This window comes from Curtobacterium sp. MCLR17_059 (genome assembly GCF_003234665.1).
Lineage (GTDB): Bacteria > Actinomycetota > Actinomycetes > Actinomycetales > Microbacteriaceae > Curtobacterium > Curtobacterium flaccumfaciens.
Genome location: NZ_QKSU01000003.1, coordinates 193,906 through 212,081, shown reverse-complemented (window position 1 = coordinate 212,081; position 18,176 = coordinate 193,906). Strand labels below are relative to the sequence as shown.

Below are 18,176 nucleotides of genomic sequence, written 5' to 3'. Positions count from 1 at the left end.
CTCAGGCGGCGAAGGGGTCCGGGGTCAGCACGTACACGGTCTCGAGGTACTCCTCGATGCCCTCGTGCGACCCCTCGCGGCCGAGGCCGGAGGACTTCACCCCGCCGAACGGGAACGCCGCGTTCGACACGACGCCCGTGTTCAGCCCGAGCATCCCCGTCTCCAGGCGCTCGGCGAGCCGCTGACCACGCCGGAAGTCGGTCGTGAAGGCGTAGGCGATGAGCCCGTACTCGGTGTCGTTCGCGAGCCGGATCCCCTCGTCCTCGGTGCTGAAGCGCGTGACCGAGGCGACCGGTCCGAAGATCTCCGTCGTCATGATCTCCGAGCCGGGTTGCACGTCGTCGATCACCGTCGCCTCGTAGAACGTGCCCGGACGGTCGATCCGGTGGCCGCCGGTGACGAGCCGGGCACCGCGGCCGAGGGCGTCGTCGACGAGCGAGGCGGCCTTGTCCACGGCGCGGTCGTCGATGAGCGGTCCGAGCGTCGTGCCGTCCTCGGTGCCCCGGCCGACCCGCAGGGCGTCCACCTTCGCGGTGAGGGCCGCGACGAACGCATCGGCGATGCCGTCCTGCACGAAGAACCGGTTCGCGGCGGTGCAGGCCTCGCCCGTGTTGCGGAACTTCGCGAGCATCGCCGCCTCCACCGCCTTGTCGAGATCGGCGTCGTCGAACACGAGCAGCGGCGCGTTGCCGCCGAGCTCCATGCTCGTCTTGAGCACGTTGTCCGCCGCCTGCTTGAGGAGCGCCGAACCGACCGGGGTCGAACCGGTGAACGTCAGCTTCCGCAGGCGCGGGTCGGCGATGATCGGCTCGGACAGTCCCTTGGCGTCACTCGACGGGATCACGTTGAGCACGCCGTCCGGCAGCCCGGCACGGCGGAACAGCTCGACCAGGAACAGGGTCGTCAGCGGGGTGAGGTCGGCCGGCTTCGCGACCACCGTGCAGCCGGCGGCCAGGGCCGGGCCGATCTTCCGCGTCGCCATCGCGAGCGGGAAGTTCCACGGGGTGATCGCGTACACGGGGCCGACCGGACGCTTCAGCACGATCGCGCGGCCGGTGCCCTCGGGGTTCGTGCGGTAGTCGCCGGTGATGCGGACGGCTTCCTCCGAGAACCACCGCAGGAACTCGCCGCCGTAGACGACCTCACCGCGGGCCTCGGCCAGGGGCTTGCCCATCTCGAGCGACATCAGGGCCGCGAGGTCGTCGGCGTGCTCGTGCACCAGGTCGAAGGCCCGGCGCAGGATGTCCGAGCGCGTGCGCGGGGCCGTCGCTGCCCACGACTCCTGCGCCGCGGCGGCTGCGTCGAGGGCGGCGAGGCCGTCCTCGGGGGTGGCGTCGGCGACCTCGGCCAGGACGGCACCGGTCGACGGGTCGTGCACGGCGAAGGTGGACCCGCTCGACGAGGCGCGCCAGGCGCCGCCGATGAAGAGTCCGGTGGGGACGTTCTCGACGCGGACGTGCTCGTCGGCGACGGTGGTGGTGGTTTCGTTCGTGGTGGTGTCGGTCACAGTCGTGCTCCTCCTGGGTTCGCGAGGCCCTCGTCCATGTCGCTGCGGTCGACGTGTCCGCCGGCCGCCCGGATCTCGTCGAGCGCCCGGGCGCTGCGCTCGACGTCGACGCCGGCCACCAGGTCCTCGTACACGGCGACGTCGAGGCCCGCGGCACGGGCGTCGAGCGCCGAAGCACGGACGCAGTGGTCGGTGGCGATGCCGACGACGTCGATCGTGTGCACGCGGCGCTCGGCGAGCACCTCGGCCAGCGGGACGCCCGCCTCGGTCCGGGCCTGGAACGCCGAGTAGTCCGGCGTGCCCTGCCCCTTGCGGACGTCGACGTCGATCAGTGCGGTGTCGAGATCGGGGTGGTAATCGGCGCCGGGCGTGCCGGCGACGCAGTGCACCGGCCACGTGTCGACGAAGTCGGGTCCGTCGGGTCCGGCGAAGTGTCCGCCGTTGTCGTCGTCGCCGTGGTGCCAGTCGCGGGACGCCACGATCAGGTCGTACTCGTCCCCGTGCCGACCGAGGAACGCGGTGATGCGCTTCGCGAGCGCCGCTCCCCCGGTGACCGCGAGCGCACCGCCCTCGGTGAAGTCGTTCTGGACGTCCACGACGAGCAGTGCTCTTGCCATGGGTCCATCCAACACCCGTCGGCTCAGGAGCCGGTGAGCTTGCTCCCGCACGAGTAGGTCGCGGCGGTCACCGCGTCGAGTGCCGGCAGTGCCGCTGCACGCGGCGAACCGATGGCGTAGAAGGCGAAGGTCAGCCGCGACCCGTCGGCGGCGTCGATGTAGCCGCCGAGGGTGTTCGCGCTGTCGATCCAGCCAGTCTTCGCATGCACCTTGCCGCGGGCGACCGCGTTCGCGCCGGTGAACCGGCTGGCCAGGGTGCCGGACTGGCCGGACACCGGCAGGGCGTTCGCGAGCGTGCCGAGGCCCTTCGCGCCGGAGGCGACCTGCACCATGAGGTGTGCGACGAACTCCGGCGACACGGCGTTCGAGGCGCTCTCGCCCGAGCCGTCCTTGATCACGATGCCGGCCGGGTCGAGGCCGTAGGAGCGCAGTGCCGACTGGTACACGGACGACAGCGACGCCGCCGAGCCGTTCGAGCCTGACTCCTTCGAGGACACCCGGGCGAGCATCTCGGCCAGGGTGTTGTCCGAGTTCGGGATCATCTGCCCGATGAGCGTCGACACCGGCTGCGACGACACCGTGGCGATCGTCTCGGTGCCCGTGGTCGCCCGCTTGACGATCTGCGCGGACCCGGCGCCAGCGACGCCAGCGTTCGCCAGTGCCGTCCGGAAGGCGATGCCGGCGCGTCCGACCGGGTCCTCCGACCGGGGCGAGGTCGCCGCTGCGGGGTTCGCCCGGTCACCGTCGACCATGAGCGCCGTGACCTTCGGCTGGTACCCGATGGTGCGCTCGGACACCGGCCACGTGGGGTCCCAGGCGTCGGCGTCGCTCCAGTACGAGTCGTCGGTGACGATCGTGGTGACCGGGGTGTCGCCGACCTTCGCCTTCACCTGCTGCGCGAGCTGGGCGAGGGTCGGGGCGCCCGGGTACACCGTGCCGCCGCCGGCGGACAGTGTCGCGTCGCCGTGGCCGACCAGGGCGACGGTGTTCGCGGACTCCCGTGCGACGGTCGTCGGGATGCGGTGGTCGCCCCCGAGCACCGAGAGCGCGGTCGCCGAGGTCAGGGTCTTCATGACGCTGCCGGTCTGGGCGGCCCGCTCGCCGTGCTTCGAGAACAGGACCTTGCCCGTCTTCGCGTCCATCACGTACCCCTCGAAGTCGCCGAGGCCGCTCGCCGACGCAGCCGTCGCGATCGAGCAGGTCCGGAGCGCGGACGGACCGGCGAGGTCGTCCGGCACCGCGCGGGCATCGGCGGTCGGGGTGGGGGACGGCTTCGTGGTCGGGCGCTTCGTGGTGGTCGTCCGGTCCGGAGCCGAGGACGCGGTCCGGGTCGGGCTCGGCGCCGCAGCGGTCCGGGAGTCCGGGGTCGTGGCCGCCGCGACGGCGACGGCCCCACCGGAACCGACCACGAGCAGCGCCGCGAGACCACCGGCGATCCACGGGACCGGGCGTCGCGCGGCGGAGGCGCGCACCGCGGTGACGGCGGCGTGGAACCGCTCCGGGACGGAACGCGGGGTGGGCTGCTGCTCGGACATCGCGACCGATCCTACGGAACTGCGGCAGGAGCCTCCAGGCCGGATCCGGGATCCGTGGCGGACGGGAGCCGGATCAGGGAGCCGTGACGGGACCGTCGGCCGGGTACCGGACCCCGACCTGGCGTCGTGCCTCGTCCAGCACCGCCATGATCGCGACGGTCTCGTCCGGGTCCATCGGGCCGCCGTCGTGGTGGCCCGACGTGATCATCGTCTCGAAGGCGCGGGCCTCGTGCTCGTAGCCGGCGAGTTCCTCGCGGCCGTCGAACTCCTCGACCACGGCACCGTCGCGGTCACGGATCCGCCAGGTGGTCGGCGTGTACCAGGTGGAGTCGAGGTCGATGCGGCCGGTCTCGCCGATGATCGACGCGGTGTTCGGGCTCCGCAGGTCCATCCCGAAGTGGATCATCGACTGCGCACCGCCCTCGTGCGTCATGACCAGACCCATCTGCTCGTCGACGCCCTGCTCGCTCAGCGTCCCGGCTGCGACCAGCGTGGTCGGCACCCCGAGCACGTCCACCGCGAAGGACACCGGGTAGATCCCGAGGTCGAGCATCGCGCCCCCGCCGAGTGCCGGGTCGCGCAACCGGTGGCCGGGGTCCGTCGGGAGGGCCTGGTGGTGGGTCGCCTCGACCACCATCGGGCGGCCGATCCGTCCCTCGGCGACGACCTCGCGGATCATCGCCATCTGGGGCAGGAACCGGGTCCACATCGCCTCCATCACCGCGACACCGGCGTGCCGAGCCGCGTCGACGACCGTCCGGGCCTCGTCCGCGGTCATCGTGAAGGCCTTCTCGACCAGGACGTGCTTGCCCGCCCGGATCGCGAGCAGGGCGTCCTCGGCGTGCCGGACGTGCGGGGTCGCGACGTAGACCGCGTCGACATCGTCGTCCGCCACCAGGTCCTCGTAGGAACCGTGGGCCCGCTCGATGCCGAACTCGGCGGCGAAGGCCTCGGCGTGTTCGCGGGTGCGGCTACCCACGGCCGTGAACACGATGCCGGCCGCGGTGCAGTCACCCACGAAGGACCGTGCGATGCCGCCTGTGCCGATGACTCCCCAGCGAACCGTCATGGGTCCTGTCTACCAGCGCGGGGTGTGGCGCGGCCCGCGGCGGTCGTCAGCGGGGTCCGCGTCGGGCGGTCAGCGGCGGTGCCCGCCTCGGGTGGTCAGCGGCGGTGCTTGCCGAGCGCGGCGTCCGGAGCGGCCATCGGGTGGTTCCGGAACCAGCGCAGGAGCTCACGGGCACGGCTCGTGTCGGCGCTCGCATCGCCCTCGGCGAGGAACGAGTCGAAGCCGTCGGGCAGGTCGGCGTCCGGTTCGCGGTGGAACGCCATCTTCCACTCGCCGAAACGCCGGGTGTGGATACGCTCCTCGACGAGCAGGCCGACGTCGGTGTGCCGCGGGTCGTCGATGATGCGCTGGTACGTCTCGAGCACGGCTGCCTCGGGGCCCTCGAGCAGCTGCATGAACCGGCCGTCCTTGTAGACGAGCAGACCGGACAGGCCGGACGCGGTGTTGCGGACCCGTGCGTGCTCGAGCAGTGCGTCGAGCCGCTCCTGGTCGAACACCTCGTTCGCTGCACTCATGTAGACCAGGGACAGCAGCATGACGACCTCTCGGTGACGACGGAACGGGTTCCCTCTCATCGTGGACCGCACCGACGCCGTCGGGCAGCCCCAGAACGGGGATCGTTCCCGCCCGCGCACCCGCGTCGAGGTTCGGGTCATCGACGCGAGCACACGGGTGTCGGGTCGTACGACCGGACTGATTCGGAGCCCCCGTCCGGGGGGATTGGTCACTCCGTGTCGTAGGTGCGGACCCAGTCGATCTGCACGTGCCCGGGGTCGCCCCAGTTGCCGATCTGGAACATGTAGCGGTGCGGCGTGGTGGGCACGTTGCGCGGCACCGTGAACACGAGCTTGCCGTCGAGGTAGTACCGGATGATCTTCCCCGGCACCCACTCGGTCGTGTAGGTGTGCCAGTCGTTCCAGGACACCCGGGTGTTGTAGTGCTCGGTCCGCTTCTCGAGCCCCTGGAGCATCGAGTGGTGGAAGACGCGCGGTGAGCCGTTGAACTGCCCCTCCGGGTAGTTCAGCTCGCCGTCCGCCCAGGCGTTCGACGTCGGCCAGAGCATGACCGCGATCCCGTTGCCGTCGCCACCGGTCGCCCGCGCACGGATGCTGAAGGTGCCGCCGACGTGTGACCAGGCGCCGGTGGGCGTGCCGAACGTTCCGGCAGCGCCGTGCTCCCCGTCCATCGCGACGTCCAGGTAGCCGTTGTGGGCGCTGATGAGCTTGTCCGAGTAGTACTTACCGCCCGTACCGTCGGGGTACGGCTGCCACGAGTTCCGGTACGTCTCGGCGAAGGGGCCGCCCGCTGCGGCGGGGGTGTCGAAGTCCTCGGAGAAGGTCGGCTCGCGGTCCGCGAGGTACGCGGGACCGGTCGCGGACGCCGTCGGGGTCGCGGACGGACCGGTGCTCGGCGACGAGGTCGATGCGGACGTGGCACGGGACTCGGGCACGGCTGCCGCGGTGACCGCGAGGGCTCCGGCGGTGGCAGCGACCACGACGATGACCAGGACACGCTTCAGCACGGCGGCACCGCCGGTGGAGCGCTGGGCTGGTGGTCGGTCATCGTGTCCCCCGTTTCGCGGACAAGGGTAGCCCGCGAACGCGCCCGACGTCTGTCCCTCGGGCGAGGGACACGGGTTTCGTCCGGAATACGAAAACCCCGGTCAGAGCCACTTCGAGTGGGTCTGACCGGGGTGTTCACGGAGCCGCCTGTCGGAATCGAACCGACGACCTATTCATTACGAGTGAATCGCTCTACCGACTGAGCTAAGGCGGCGCACACTCCATGTCCGGAGTGGCACGAGCAATGACTATACAGGTTCAGACGAGTGAACGCGAAACCAGCACGCCGAGCTCGGAGAAGGACCGTTCGAGCTCGTCGACCAGGTGTGTTCCGGCCTCGGAACCCGACCACTCCCACCACGCGTGGCGCAGGGCGGCGAGGGCGACGATGGCCGCGAGACCCGCGCGGCGGCGGAGTGCCTCGGCGTCGGCGGCGAGCTCCGGGTCGGCGTGTTCGAGCCGGCGCGCGACGGCCGTCTGCAGCTCCGCCTGGAACTCCTTCATGGACGCCATGCGACGGCTGAACAGCTCCGGGTTCGCGCGGAGGACCTGCTGCCGCTCCTCGATGAGCCCGCGCTCCTCGATCAGTTCCCGCGTGGAGTGCACGAGCAGCGTGCCGATGTCGGCGAGCAGGTCACCGCTCGGACCACCGTCGACGAACGCCTGCAACGCCGCGTCGTCGGGCAGCTGCGGGTCGTCCCCGAGGATCGCCTGCTCCTTGCTCGGGAAGTAGTTGAAGAACGTCCGGGGCGAGACGTCGGCCCGCCGGGAGATCTCGTCCACCGTCACCGCGCCGAGGCCGTCCTCGATGGCGATCCGGAGCGCAGCCTGCTGGATGGCGCGCCGGGTGGCGCGGCGCTTCCGTTCGCGCAGGCCGGGTTCAGCGTCGGGCATGCCGTGATTGTCGCACGCCGTGCCTCAGCGGCGGGCGCGGGCGATGGTGACGAGCAGTGCTTCGAGCGCCAGGAGTGCCGCCACGTTCGCCGCGATGCGCTGGCGCGCCAGGGCCACGGCGTCGAGGACCTCGAGCGCGGCAGCGGGCGGTGTCGTCGGCAGCGCGTGTTCGAGCTGGTCCTGCATGGCCAGGTTGACCGGTTCCGCGGGGGCTCCGAGCCCCAGCAGGAGCAGGTCGCGGTACAGGGACGAGACGTCGACCAGGATCCGGTCGAGCCCGTCGCGCAGGCTCCGGGTCGCCCGGCGCTTCTGGTCGTCCTCGAGGGCGCGGAGCTGCGACCGGAGCGCCGGCGGGATCGTCCCGCCGGGTTCGACCCCGAGCGAGCGCAGGGCCGCGTCGCGCTCTTCGGAGTCGCGCTGCTCGGTGATGGACTTCGCGTCTTCGTCGGCGACGGCGAGGAGCTCGGCGGCCGCCATGACGGCGTCACCAACGCTCCGCACACCGAGCACGGTCGTCAGGGTCCGGCGGCGACGGTCACGGGCCGGCTCGCTCGTGGCGAGACGCTGCGCCATGCCGATGTGGCTCTGCGCCTGGCGAGCAGCATCCATCGCGAGGGCACGGTCGACACCGGTCCGGGCGACGAGCAGGTCGGCGACGGACTCGATGCCGGGCACACGCAGGCGGACCGAGCGGACGCGCGATCGGATCGTCGGCAGCAGGTCGGCTTCACTCGGGGCACAGAGGATCCACACCGTGCGCTCCGGGGGTTCCTCGAGCGCCTTGAGCAGCAGGTTCGAGGTGCGCTCGGTCATGCGGTCGGCGTCTTCGATGATGACGACGCGGTAGCGGCCGACCGACGGCGAGTAGTACGACGAGGTGACGAGCTGCCGGATCTCATCGATCGTGATGATCACGCGCTGGGTCGTGAGCACCGAGACGTCGGGGTGGGTCTTCGCGGTGATCTGCCGCAGGGTGTGGTCGTCGTCGGGGCCGTTGCCCACGAGCGCCGCGGCGAAGGCGGTCGCCACGTTCGACCGACCCGACCCGGGCGGGCCGGTGATGAGCCACGAGTGCGTCATGCCGCCGGTGCCGTCGGTGGACTCGGCCGCGTTGCGCAGCGACGCGACCGCTTCTTCCTGCCCGGTCAGGCCGTCCCACACGCTCACGGGACCATCCTGTCAGTGACCGCCGTCATGCCGGGTCGATCCCGACGAGCGGGGCGACCGCTCGACGGACCGCGTCCTGCACGGTGTCGGTCGGGGCTGAGGCGTCGACCACCAGGAAGCGCGCCGGCTCGGCCTCGGCCATCGCGAGGAAGGCCTGACGGACGGACTTGTGGAACGCCGCAGCCTCGGACTCGAGACGGTCGAAGGTGTCGCCCCGCGCCGCGGCCACCCGGGCGCGTCCGACGGTGACGTCGAGGTCGAGCAGGATCGTGAGGTCCGGTGCCAGACCGTCCGCTGCCCACTCCGAGACGGACCGGACCTGCTCGGCACCGAGGCCGCGCGCGACGCCCTGGTAGGCGACGGACGAGTCGATGTAGCGGTCCTGCAGGACGACCTCGCCGCGTGCGATCGCCGGACGGACGACCGTCTCGACGTGCTGGGCTCGGTCGGCCGCGTACAGCAGCGCCTCGGCCCGGGGCGCGACGTGGCCCCGCTCGTGCAGGACCATCTGCCGGATCTGGACGCCGAGGTCGGTGCCGCCGGGCTCGCGGGTGCGGACCACGGTCCGACCGTGCGCACCGAGCCACGCCGAGAGCAGCTCCGCCTGGGTCGTCTTACCCGCGCCGTCGCCGCCCTCGAGCGTGATGAAGCGACCGGTCACTTCTTCTTGGCCGCCGTCCGACGAGCCGGGGTCTTCTTCTTGACCGGCCCCTTGGCACGCTTGTCGGCGATGAGCTGGACCGCGCGGGCGTGGTCGACGGCCTCGACGTCCTCGCCCTTCGGGATGGTCGCGTTCGTCTCGCCGTCGGTGACGTACGGGCCGAACCGGCCGTCCTTCATCTTGATCGGCTTGCCGGACACCGGGTCGGCGTCGAACTCCTTGAGCGCGGCGCTCGCGGTGCGGTTGCCGCCGTACTTCGGCTGCGCGAACAGCTCGAGTGCGCCGGGCAGGTCGATGTCGAAGATCGCGTCCTCGCCGGGCAGGGTCCGGGTGTCGGTCCCCTTCTTCAGGTACGGCCCGTACCGGCCGTTCTGCGCCGTGATGTCGTTGCCCGTCTCCGGGTCCTGGCCGACGACGCGGGGAAGGTCGAGGAGCTTCAGCGCGGTCTCGAGGTCGACGGTCTGCGGGTCCATCGACTTGAAGAGCGAAGCGGTGCGTTCCTTCGGCGCCGCGGCCTTCTTCGTCGTCTTCTTCGCAGGCGCCTTCTTGGCGGGGGCCTTCTTCGCGGTCGCCGACGCCGTCTCGCTCGTCGCGGTCGCAGCAGCCGCGTCGGCCACGGGGGCCTCTGCCGCTGCGGGCGCTTCGACGACCTCGCCGGTCTTCGGGTCCACGGTGGGTTCGGGCTCCGGGGTGCGCTCCGTGACGTAGGGGCCGAAGCGGCCGTCCTTCGCCAGGACCTCCTTGCCGGTCTTCGGGTTGATCCCGACGACGCGGTCGCCGATCACCGGGGCGTCGACGAGTTCCTTCGCCTTCTCGACGGTCAGTTCGTCGGGAGCGAGGTCCTCGGGCACGTTCACGCGCCGCGGCTTCTCGGGGTCGTCGCTCGGCACCTCGATGTAGGGGCCGTACCGACCGATCCGGAGTGTGAGGCCCGGAGCGAGCTCGACCGAGTTGATCTCGCGGGCGTCGATCTCACCGAGGTTGTCGATGACCGTCCGGAGGCCCCGCTGGTCGTCCTCGCCGCCACCGAAGTAGAAGCCCTTGAGCCAGTCCACCCGGTCGGCGTCGCCGCGGGCGATGCGGTCGAGGTCTTCTTCCATCTCGGCGGTGAAGTCGTACTCCACGAGCTCGCCGAAGTACTCCTCGAGCAGGCGCACGACGCTGAACGCGATCCAGTTCGGCACCAGCTGCGTGCCGCGGAGCGAGACGTAGCCGCGGTCGATGATCGTCGGGCTGATCGTGGGGTAGGTCGACGGACGCCCGATCCCCAGCTCTTCCAGCGTCTTGATGAGGCTCGCCTCGGTGAAGCGCGGCGGCGGGGTGGTGTCGTGCCCCTTCGCCTCGACGTCGGTGACCGCGAGGTGTTCGCCCTGGGCCACGTTCGGCAGGGCGACGTCCTGGCCCGCACGCTCGGACGACTCGTGGCGGTCCTCGTCACGGCCTTCTTCGTAGGCGCTGAGGAAGCCGCGGAACGTGATGACGGTGCCGGATGCGGTGAACTCGGCGTCCGTGCCGTTCGCGGTCGAGGCGATGCCCTCGACCGACTCGGTGGAGGAGATGCCGAGCACGATCGACGCAGTCGAACCCTTGGCGTCCGCCATCTGTGACGCGATGGTGCGCTTCCAGATGAGGTCGTAGAGGCGCCACTCGACACCGGTCAGGGTGCCCTGCAGGTCCTGCGGGGTGCGGAAGGAGTCACCGGCGGGACGGATCGCCTCGTGCGCCTCTTGCGCGTTCTTGCTCTTGCTCGCGTACAGGCGGGGCTTGTCGGGCACGGTGGCCGAGCCGTACAGGTCCGCTGCCTGCTTGCGGGCCGCGTCGACGGCCTGCTTCGAGAGCGAGACCGAGTCGGTACGGATGTAGGTGATGTAGCCGTTCTCGTACAGGGTCTGCGCAGCGCGAGCCGTCTGTCGCGGGGACAGACGGAGCTTGCGCGCGGCTTCCTGCTGGAGCGTCGACGTGGTGAACGGCGCGGCCGGGCGTCGCGTGTACGGCTTCGAGTCGACGCTGCGGACGGTGGCGTCACCGGCGCGCTCGAGGACCGTCGTCAGCGACGCGGCAGCGGCCTCGTCGAGCCGGACGACGTCACCGCTGAGCGTGCCGCGGTCGTCGAAGTCACGGCCGGAGGCGACGCGGGTGCCGTGGATCCGGGCGAGTCTCGCCGAGAAGGAGGACTCGCCGGCCTTCTCGAACCGGGCGGAGAGGTCCCAGTAGTTGGCGGACACGAAGGCCAGGCGCTCGCGCTCGCGGTCGACGACGAGACGGGTGGCGGCGGACTGCACACGGCCGGCGGACAGACCGGGGGCGACCTTGCGCCACAGGACCGGGGAGACCTCGTACCCGTACAGCCGGTCGAGGATGCGGCGGGTCTCCTGCGCGTCGACGAGGGCGGTGTCGAGCTCACGGGTGGCTTCCTGCGCGCGCTGGATCGCCTCCTTTGTGATCTCGTGGAAGACCATCCGCTTGACGGGGACCTTCGGCTTCAGGACCTGCAGCAGGTGCCACGCGATCGCTTCACCCTCGCGGTCTTCATCTGTTGCGAGGTAGAGCTCGTCGGCGTCCTTGAGGGCGCGTTTCAGCTCGGAGACGGTCTTCTTCTTGGCGTCGGACACGACGTAGTACGGCTCGAAGCCGTTGTCGACGTCCACCGAGAACTTGCCGAGGGAGCCCTTCTTGAGCTCGGGCGGCAGGTTCTTCGGCTCGACGAGGTCGCGGATGTGTCCGACCGAGGCCTGGACTTCGTATCCGTCACCGAGGTATTGCGCGATCGTCTTCGCCTTCGCAGGGCTCTCGACGATCACGAGCTTCTTCGTGCCTGGCACGTGTCTCCTTGATCGATGGTGCTGATCGGCCCTGGCCACGAGCGTGTCCGGGTCGACCGGGACATCGGTGACCGCGGGCCGACAGGCACACCATACACATAGTGTTCGGGCGGGTCGCCTGCCGGACCGGCCACCGCGAGTGCGCCGACGACGAACGGTCCGGTGCCCACGACCACGCGGACGCGGGCCGTGGTGGCGACGAGTTCGCAGGCGTCGAGGGCGGCCCCGTTCGCCGTGGCGATCCGGGTCGCGACCGCACACGGCTCCCCCGGTACCAGCCCGGTGGCGGCCGCCGCGGTGCCCACGGCGGCGGCGTCGGCGGCGCCCTGGGCGCGGAGGGCCTGCGTGCGGTGGCCGGCGGCGGCGAGCGCCGTCGACCCGACGAGGACCCCCACGCCGAGGACCGCCACGAGCAGCACGGTCGCCGAGCCGCGTTGGCCGTCGGGGATCGTCACGTCAGCCCCCTCGGGCCGCGGCACACCCCGTCGCGGTCAGCGGGAGCGCCGCGAAGGGGCCGGTCCCTCCGCGCGTGGCGTCGACGCAGACCAGGTCACCGTCCGACCGGACGACGACCGAGACCCCCGGAGCGATCCGGTCGGCCGCGGACCGGCCCTGGTGCTCGTCGTCACGCCCGATCGCCCGGGCGGCGGTGGCTGCGGCGAGTTGCAGACGGCCCTGCGCGTCGACGACGAGGACGGCCGCGACGAGGGCGGTCAACACGATCGCCACCACGGGGAGCGCCACCGCGAACTCGACGGTCACGGAGCCGCGCTCACAGCGAGAGCGCGCCACGGACGAGGTCGGTGAGGATGGTCTGGACCTCGCCAGAGCGCATGACCGCGACGAGCACACCCGCGAAGGCCACGGCGGCGAGGATGACGACCGCGTACTCGGCGGTGGCTGATCCCCGGTCGTCCCGCAGCCGGGACGACCACCGGGCGACGAGGCGACGCGGGCGACGGTGGTGGCGGATGGCCCGACGGGTGCGGCGGTCGGGGGATGACGTGGTGCTCATGGAGTCCGTCCTTTCTGTTCGGTGGAACCAGCGTGTCCTGGCTGGGGTGTCGACGAAGCGGCCTCGGCGCCATCTGTGGACAGGTCACGCGGCCCCGCCCACCGTGGAGGAGAGGACCCCGACCACGACGGGCACCACCCCCACGAGCACGAACGCCGGCAGGATGCAGACCCCGAGTGGCAGCACCAGTCGGACGGCCAGTCGTTCCGCCGCCACGAGCCCGTCGGCAGCGGCCTCGTCACGCACGTCCTCGGCGGCGCGGCGGAGCAACCCCGCGGCGGGCACCCCCGCACGCCGGGCGAGGTCGAGGACCTCCTGCAGCCGGTGCACGTCCCCGGCGGGCGGGGTGGCTCCCGCGCACGCCTCGGCGACTGCCTGCCCGGCGGTGGTCCACGACCCGCCTCCGGCGACCGCCACGGCCCAGGCGTCGAGGAGCACCCCGGGGACTCGGCCGTCGGGGGTCGCGGAACGGACCAGCCGGGCGGTCCACCGTCGCCCTGCCAGGACGAGGGCGGCCGCGGTGCACGAGCACGCCCAACCGGCCGGTGAACCGACCAGGACCTCGACGGCACCGGCACCCCAGGCCGCACCGAGCCCCAACCCGAAGAGCGGCAGCGCGAGCACGACCCGGGCGCTCGTCCGCGGGCCCGCCAGGGCGACCCGGATCGCCCGGTCCGATGCCGCGGCTCGTCGGAGCGCGCCGGCGAGGCCGCGGAGGGTCTCCGCGACGGGAGCTCCCGTCCGGTCCGCCACGCGGAGGACGACGAGGATGTCCTGCTGGGCGGGTCCTCCGCCCCCGGGCAGCCCGCCGACGAGCCGCCAGGCCCGCGGCGGCGGGACGCCTGCCGCGACCAGCGTCGCCACCCGGTCGAGCACCCCGGCCACCCGCGCCGGGCCGTCGGGTGTGGGTCGTCTCACCGCAGCCCGTCCACCGGGCGCACCTCGAGCCTCCCGTCCGGGCCGACGCACAACGTGCCCACGCCACCGAGCCGCCGCTGGCCTGCGCGTCGCTCCACGTGCAGGACCAGGTCGAACGCGCTGACGGCCTGCCGGGCGAGCGCCTCGGCACCGAGGCCGGCGAGCGCACCGAGTGCTTCGAGGCGCGCGGCCACGTCGGCGATGCCGTTGGCGTGCACGGTGCCGGCTCCCCCGTCGTGCCCGGTGTTCAGGGCGGAGAGGAGTTCACGGACCTCGGCGCCGCGGCACTCCCCCACGACGATCCGGTCGGGGCGCATCCGCAGCGCCTCGCGCACGAGTCGGTCGAGGCCGAGTGCGCCGACCCCCTCGGCGTTCGCCTGCCGCGCCTCGAGCGCGACGACGTGCGGATGGGCGATCCGGAGCTCCGCGACGTCCTCCACCGTCACGATCCGCTCGTCGACGGGGACGTTCCCGAGCATCGCCGCGACCAGGGTGGTCTTGCCGCTGCCGGTCGCGCCGGTGACCAGGACGTTCCGGCGCGCAGCGACGGCGTCCTCGACGACCGACCGCGGGACGAACGCGAAGGTCCCGCCGCGTTCGAGGGTGGCGAGGGAGGGTCGATGGACCTGTGGCAGTCGGATCGACACGGCGGTGCCCCCGACGGACACCGGGGCGAGGACGACGTGGACCCGGACGCCGTCCCCGTGCCGGACGTCCGCGCACGGGGTGGTCTCGTCGACGTGGCGCCCGCCGAGCGCGACGAGTCGGGTCGCGAGTTCGCGGGCACGCGCCTCGGTCAGTCGCGGCTGGACGGCTTCGAGGCCGGTGCCGCGGTCGACCCACGTGCCCACGCCACCGACCACCAGGACGTCCGTCACGGTGGCATCGGCCACCAGGGCGGCGAGTTCCTCGAACTCGACGACCACGGACGCCCGGCGACGAGCCGGCGGCGCTGCTCCGGGCAGGAACGGCGCCGACGGAACATGCGCCCGCGCCGGTGCCGGCACCGAGAACGCAGGCGATGTCGACGCGGAAGGCGCCGACGCGCGGGGAAGCAGTGGAGCACGGTGCAGGGGCATGCCGCCGACGGTAGGGAGCACGTCAGCCCTCAGCGGGGAGGGTCCCCACTTCTGTGGACAACGTCGGAGTGCCCCACCAACGGACCGGTTTGTCCCCCGAAACGGAAAGCCGTACCCCGGTCGATGATGCGACACCGACGTGCTCGGGGTCGCCCACCACCCCCGCTTCCCCCGGCCGGCCTGTGCGTAGCACCTGCTACGCAAGAACATGCAGAATGCATGCACGAGCATGGACCGGTCTGTCCACGCGACCGGCGTCCCTGCGCGGATCGGGGCACACGACGGAGCCCGACGAGCCACCATCGCTCGAGTCGGACCCCGGGAAACAGAAGAGGCGGCACCGGTTGGGGGGAACAGGTGCCGCCTTGACATCGAGGGATTGGGGGGAATCCGATTCGATGCCGCCGGAAACGAGTCCAGCGGGATCTACTGTACCCCACGATCGGCCCTCCAGGGCAACCCCGGACACGACCTCCGGGCGTGCCGCGCCCCGACCCGGCCGAGGGGTAGTCTCCGGATGCACGCAGGCACCGGCGACGGATGCTCGCACGCACCCGCCGCGGATGCACGCACGCATCCACGGCGGACGCACGCACGCATCCACGACGGATGCCACCAGAGGCCGCAACGACGCGAAAGGACATCGATGTCCACTCCGACCCAGACCGACCCCCGAGGCGACGACGGAGCGACCTTCGCACCGCCGCCCGAGTTCGTGGCCGACGCGGTCGCCGGCGAGGACCTCCACCACGCGGCAGCGGCCGACCGCGAGGCGTTCTGGGCCGAGCAGTCCCGCTCCCTGCTCGACTGGCGCACCCCGTTCACGCAGACCCTGGACTGGTCAGGCGCCCCGTTCGCGAAGTGGTTCGCCGACGGCACGCTCAACGTCGCCGAGAACTGCCTCGACCGACACGTCCGCGCCGGCAACGGCGACCGGGTCGCGATCCACTTCGAGGGCGCTCCCGGCGACACGCGCCGGATCACCTACGCCGAGCTGACCGCCGAGGTACAGCGCGCCGCGAACATGCTCACCGACCTCGGCGTGGGCCAGGGCGACCGGGTGGTCGTGTACCTGCCGCTCATCCCCGAGGCCGTCGTGACGATGCTCGCCGTCGCCCGCATCGGTGCCGTGCACTCGGTCGTCTTCGGCGGGTTCAGCGCGGAGAGCCTCCGTGCCCGCATCGAGGACGCCGGCGCGAAGCTCGTCGTCACCGCGGACGGCGGGTGGCGGCGGGGTGCCGTCTCACCGCTCAAGCCCGCCGTCGACGAGGCACTGACCGGCGAGGGCACGGACACGGTCGAGCACGTCCTGGTCGTCAAGCGCGGCGGCAACGACATCGCGTGGAACGACCGCGACGTCTGGTGGCACGACGAGCTGGCGAAGGCGGCACCGACCCACGAGGCCCAGGCGTTCCCCGCCGAGACCCCGCTGTTCATCCTGTACACCTCGGGCACGACCGGGAAGCCGAAGGGCATCGTGCACACCTCCGGCGGCTACCTGACCCAGGCGGCGTATACGCACAAGAACGTCTTCGACATGCACCCGGAGAAGGACGTCTACTGGTGCACCGCCGACATCGGCTGGATCACCGGCCACTCCTACGTCGTCTACGGCCCGCTCGCCAACGGCGTCACGCAGGTGCTCTACGAGGGCACCCCCGACGAGCCGAAGCCCGGCCGCTGGTGGGACCTCGTCGACGCGTACGGCGTCACCGTCCTCTACACCGCACCCACGGCGGTCCGTGCGGCGATGAAGGCCGGCCGCGAGATCCCGGAGGCGCGCAGCCTCGAGACCCTCCGCTTGCTCGGCAGCGTCGGCGAACCGATCAACCCCGAGGCGTGGCAGTGGTACCGCCAGGTCATCGGCCACGACCGCACGCCGATCGTCGACACGTGGTGGCAGACCGAGACCGGCGCCATCATGATCTCCGCGCTGCCCGGCGTCACGAAGCTCAAGCCCGGCGCCGCGCAGACGCCCCTGCCGGGCATCGTCGCCGAGATCGTCGACGACGACGGCAACCGTGCCGATCCCGGCGAGAGCGGCTACCTCACGATCACCGAGCCGTGGCCGTCGATGGCCCGCGGGATCTGGAACGACCCGGACCGGTTCGTCGAGACGTACTGGTCGCGGTTCCCCGGCCGCTACTTCGCCGGCGACGGTGCGCGGCTCGACGGGCAGGGCGACATCTGGGTGCAGGGGCGCGTCGACGACGTCATGAACGTCTCGGGACACCGCCTGTCGACGGCTGAGATCGAGTCCGCCCTGGTCGGCCACGAGGGCGTCGCCGAGGCAGCCGTGGTCGGCGCCGCCGACGAGACCACCGGGCAGGCCGTCGTCGCCTTCGTCATCCTGACGGCCGAGGCCGCCGCAGACGTCGACCGCGAGACCGCCTCTGCGGAGCTCCGCAACTGGGTCGGCAAGCGGATCGGCGCGATCGCGAAGCCGCGCCAGGTCGTCATCGTGCCGGAGCTGCCGAAGACACGCTCCGGCAAGATCATGCGGCGACTCCTCCGCGACGCGGCCGAGGGCCGCCGCATCGGCGACACGACGACCCTCGCCGACCCGACGATCATGGCGACCATCGCGGAACTCATGTAGTCCCGCCAGACGGAAGCAGGGCCTCCAGTCAGATACAGACTGGAGGCCCTGCTCACGTTCGTTCCTTCGGTCGCTGCCGTCAGGCGGTGAGCTCCACCACCAGCTCGACCTCGACCGGCGCGTCCAGCGGGAGCACGGCGACGCCCACCGCGCTCCGCGCGTGGACGCCGGCGTCGCCGAAGACCTCGCCGACCAGGGTCGACGCGCCGTTCGCCACACCGGGCTGGCCGGTGAACGACGGGTCCGACGCGACGAAGACCGTGACCTTGACGACACGGGCCACGCGGTCGAGCGAACCGGCGACCGACTGCAGGGCGGCCAGGGCGTTCAGCGCGGCCACGCGAGCCTGCGCGGCAGCGGTCTCCGCGTCGACGTCGGTACCGACCTTGCCGGTCACGGGCAGGGAGCCGTCGACGAAGGGCAGCTGGCCCGCCGTGTAGACGTACTGGCCCGTCACGACGGCGGGCACGTAGGCGGCGACGGGCGCGGCGACCGCGGGGATCGTCAGGCCGAGTTCGGCGAGCCGGTCGGAGACGCTCATGCGTCGGCCTTGGGGCGCTTCAGGTAGGCGACGAGACCGCCCTCGGGCCCGGTGACGATCTGGACCAGCTCCCAGCCCTCGTCCCCGTAGTTGTTGAGGATCGCGGTGGTGTTGTGGATCATCAGCGGCGTGGTGAAGTACTCCCAGCGAGTCATGCGGTTCCTTGCCAGCCTTTCAGTCGGGGGTGTCG

18 protein-coding genes and 1 tRNA gene are annotated in these 18,176 nt (G+C 71.8%); 1 reads left to right on the top strand and 18 read right to left on the bottom strand.

The genetic code is table 11. The features are described from left to right. Position 1: 1 nt before the first annotated feature. From DEJ12_RS06575 to DEJ12_RS06500, 16 genes are all read right to left on the bottom strand, one after another. On the bottom strand, positions 2-1,507 hold the full coding sequence (locus DEJ12_RS06575) for an NAD-dependent succinate-semialdehyde dehydrogenase (protein ID WP_111029428.1): 1,506 nt from the start codon (positions 1,505-1,507) through the stop codon (positions 2-4). After that, positions 1,504-2,124: an isochorismatase family protein gene (locus DEJ12_RS06570; protein WP_071404992.1), complete on the bottom strand. Its 621-nt coding sequence runs from the start codon at positions 2,122-2,124 to the stop codon at positions 1,504-1,506. Before DEJ12_RS06570 ends, DEJ12_RS06575 begins: the two co-directional genes overlap by 4 nt. Before the next feature lie 23 nt (positions 2,125-2,147). Beyond that, entirely contained in the window at positions 2,148-3,659 is a 1,512-nt protein-coding gene (dacB, locus tag DEJ12_RS06565) for a D-alanyl-D-alanine carboxypeptidase/D-alanyl-D-alanine-endopeptidase (RefSeq protein WP_111029427.1), read from the bottom strand. A 73-nt stretch (positions 3,660-3,732) separates the two neighbouring features. Further along, positions 3,733-4,728: a Gfo/Idh/MocA family protein gene (locus tag DEJ12_RS06560; RefSeq protein ID WP_111029426.1), complete on the bottom strand. Its 996-nt coding sequence runs from the start codon at positions 4,726-4,728 to the stop codon at positions 3,733-3,735. A 95-nt stretch (positions 4,729-4,823) separates the two neighbouring features. Further along, a complete protein-coding gene (locus DEJ12_RS06555; RefSeq protein WP_051596899.1) occupies positions 4,824-5,264 on the bottom strand; it encodes a BLUF domain-containing protein in 441 nt (146 codons plus the stop codon). Positions 5,265-5,452: 188 nt separating this feature from the next. Further along, the gene (locus DEJ12_RS06550; RefSeq protein ID WP_111029425.1) at positions 5,453-6,250 is read right to left on the bottom strand and encodes a glycoside hydrolase family 16 protein; all 798 of its coding nucleotides are present in this window, start codon (positions 6,248-6,250) and stop codon (positions 5,453-5,455) included. A gap of 181 nt (positions 6,251-6,431) precedes the next feature. Continuing rightward, a tRNA-Thr gene (locus tag DEJ12_RS06545) sits at positions 6,432-6,504 on the bottom strand. Between the two features lie 44 nt (positions 6,505-6,548). Next, entirely contained in the window at positions 6,549-7,184 is a 636-nt protein-coding gene (locus DEJ12_RS06540; RefSeq protein ID WP_110863359.1) for a TetR/AcrR family transcriptional regulator, read from the bottom strand. Between the two features lie 24 nt (positions 7,185-7,208). Further along, positions 7,209-8,351 (bottom strand): DNA polymerase III subunit delta', encoded by a 1,143-nt coding sequence (locus DEJ12_RS06535; protein WP_071404998.1) that lies wholly within the window; start codon positions 8,349-8,351, stop codon positions 7,209-7,211. A 25-nt stretch (positions 8,352-8,376) separates the two neighbouring features. Then, positions 8,377-9,012, bottom strand: a complete 636-nt coding sequence (gene tmk, locus DEJ12_RS06530) for a dTMP kinase (RefSeq protein ID WP_111029424.1) — start codon at positions 9,010-9,012, stop codon at positions 8,377-8,379. Beyond that, positions 9,009-11,834, bottom strand: coding sequence for a type I DNA topoisomerase (topA, locus tag DEJ12_RS06525; RefSeq protein WP_111029423.1), 2,826 nt, complete (start codon positions 11,832-11,834; stop codon positions 9,009-9,011). Before topA ends, tmk begins: the two co-directional genes overlap by 4 nt. Further along, entirely contained in the window at positions 11,810-12,289 is a 480-nt protein-coding gene (locus DEJ12_RS06520; protein WP_110863361.1) for a hypothetical protein, read from the bottom strand. Before DEJ12_RS06520 ends, topA begins: the two co-directional genes overlap by 25 nt. Before the next feature lies 1 nt (position 12,290). Beyond that, positions 12,291-12,596 carry a TadE family type IV pilus minor pilin gene (locus DEJ12_RS06515; RefSeq protein ID WP_181431568.1) on the bottom strand — a complete coding sequence of 102 codons (306 nt, stop codon included), beginning with the start codon at positions 12,594-12,596 and terminating at the stop codon, positions 12,291-12,293. Positions 12,597-12,606: 10 nt separating this feature from the next. Further along, positions 12,607-12,849 (bottom strand): DUF4244 domain-containing protein, encoded by a 243-nt coding sequence (locus DEJ12_RS06510; RefSeq protein WP_175330804.1) that lies wholly within the window; start codon positions 12,847-12,849, stop codon positions 12,607-12,609. An 84-nt stretch (positions 12,850-12,933) separates the two neighbouring features. After that, a complete protein-coding gene (locus tag DEJ12_RS06505; protein WP_181433025.1) occupies positions 12,934-13,767 on the bottom strand; it encodes a type II secretion system F family protein in 834 nt (277 codons plus the stop codon). Next, positions 13,764-14,846, bottom strand: coding sequence for a CpaF family protein (locus DEJ12_RS06500; RefSeq protein ID WP_375334576.1), 1,083 nt, complete (start codon positions 14,844-14,846; stop codon positions 13,764-13,766). The genes DEJ12_RS06505 and DEJ12_RS06500 overlap by 4 nt, the downstream gene beginning before the upstream one ends. 646 nt (positions 14,847-15,492) lie before the next feature. Between DEJ12_RS06500 and acs the strand changes: the two genes are divergently transcribed. After that, positions 15,493-17,445, top strand: a complete 1,953-nt coding sequence (gene acs / locus DEJ12_RS06495; protein ID WP_111029419.1) for an acetate--CoA ligase — start codon at positions 15,493-15,495, stop codon at positions 17,443-17,445. A gap of 79 nt (positions 17,446-17,524) precedes the next feature. On the opposite strand, the gene DEJ12_RS06490 is transcribed toward acs, so the two are convergent. Together DEJ12_RS06490 and DEJ12_RS06485 are read right to left on the bottom strand one after the other, a co-directional pair. Next, positions 17,525-17,986, bottom strand: coding sequence for a RidA family protein (locus DEJ12_RS06490; protein ID WP_111029418.1), 462 nt, complete (start codon positions 17,984-17,986; stop codon positions 17,525-17,527). Continuing rightward, the gene (locus DEJ12_RS06485) at positions 17,983-18,141 is read right to left on the bottom strand and encodes a DUF4177 domain-containing protein (protein WP_017888699.1); all 159 of its coding nucleotides are present in this window, start codon (positions 18,139-18,141) and stop codon (positions 17,983-17,985) included. Before DEJ12_RS06485 ends, DEJ12_RS06490 begins: the two co-directional genes overlap by 4 nt. Positions 18,142-18,176 lie beyond the last annotated feature (35 nt).

Excerpts from the sequence above, each read along its gene's own strand:
- DEJ12_RS06570 (WP_071404992.1), bottom strand. The coding sequence starts at position 2,124 with ATGGCAAGAGCACTGCTCGTCGTGGACGTCCAGAACGACTTCACCGAG.
- dacB (WP_111029427.1), bottom strand. The coding sequence starts at position 3,659 with ATGTCCGAGCAGCAGCCCACCCCGCGTTCCGTCCCGGAGCGGTTCCAC.
- DEJ12_RS06560 (WP_111029426.1), bottom strand. The coding sequence starts at position 4,728 with ATGACGGTTCGCTGGGGAGTCATCGGCACAGGCGGCATCGCACGGTCC.
- DEJ12_RS06555 (WP_051596899.1), bottom strand. The coding sequence starts at position 5,264 with ATGCTGCTGTCCCTGGTCTACATGAGTGCAGCGAACGAGGTGTTCGAC.
- DEJ12_RS06540 (WP_110863359.1), bottom strand. The coding sequence starts at position 7,184 with ATGCCCGACGCTGAACCCGGCCTGCGCGAACGGAAGCGCCGCGCCACC.
- DEJ12_RS06510 (WP_175330804.1), bottom strand. The coding sequence starts at position 12,849 with ATGAGCACCACGTCATCCCCCGACCGCCGCACCCGTCGGGCCATCCGC.
- DEJ12_RS06500 (WP_375334576.1), bottom strand. The coding sequence starts at position 14,846 with ATGCCCCTGCACCGTGCTCCACTGCTTCCCCGCGCGTCGGCGCCTTCC.
- acs (WP_111029419.1), top strand. The coding sequence starts at position 15,493 with ATGTCCACTCCGACCCAGACCGACCCCCGAGGCGACGACGGAGCGACC.
- DEJ12_RS06490 (WP_111029418.1), bottom strand. The coding sequence starts at position 17,986 with ATGAGCGTCTCCGACCGGCTCGCCGAACTCGGCCTGACGATCCCCGCG.
- DEJ12_RS06485 (WP_017888699.1), bottom strand. The coding sequence starts at position 18,141 with ATGACTCGCTGGGAGTACTTCACCACGCCGCTGATGATCCACAACACC.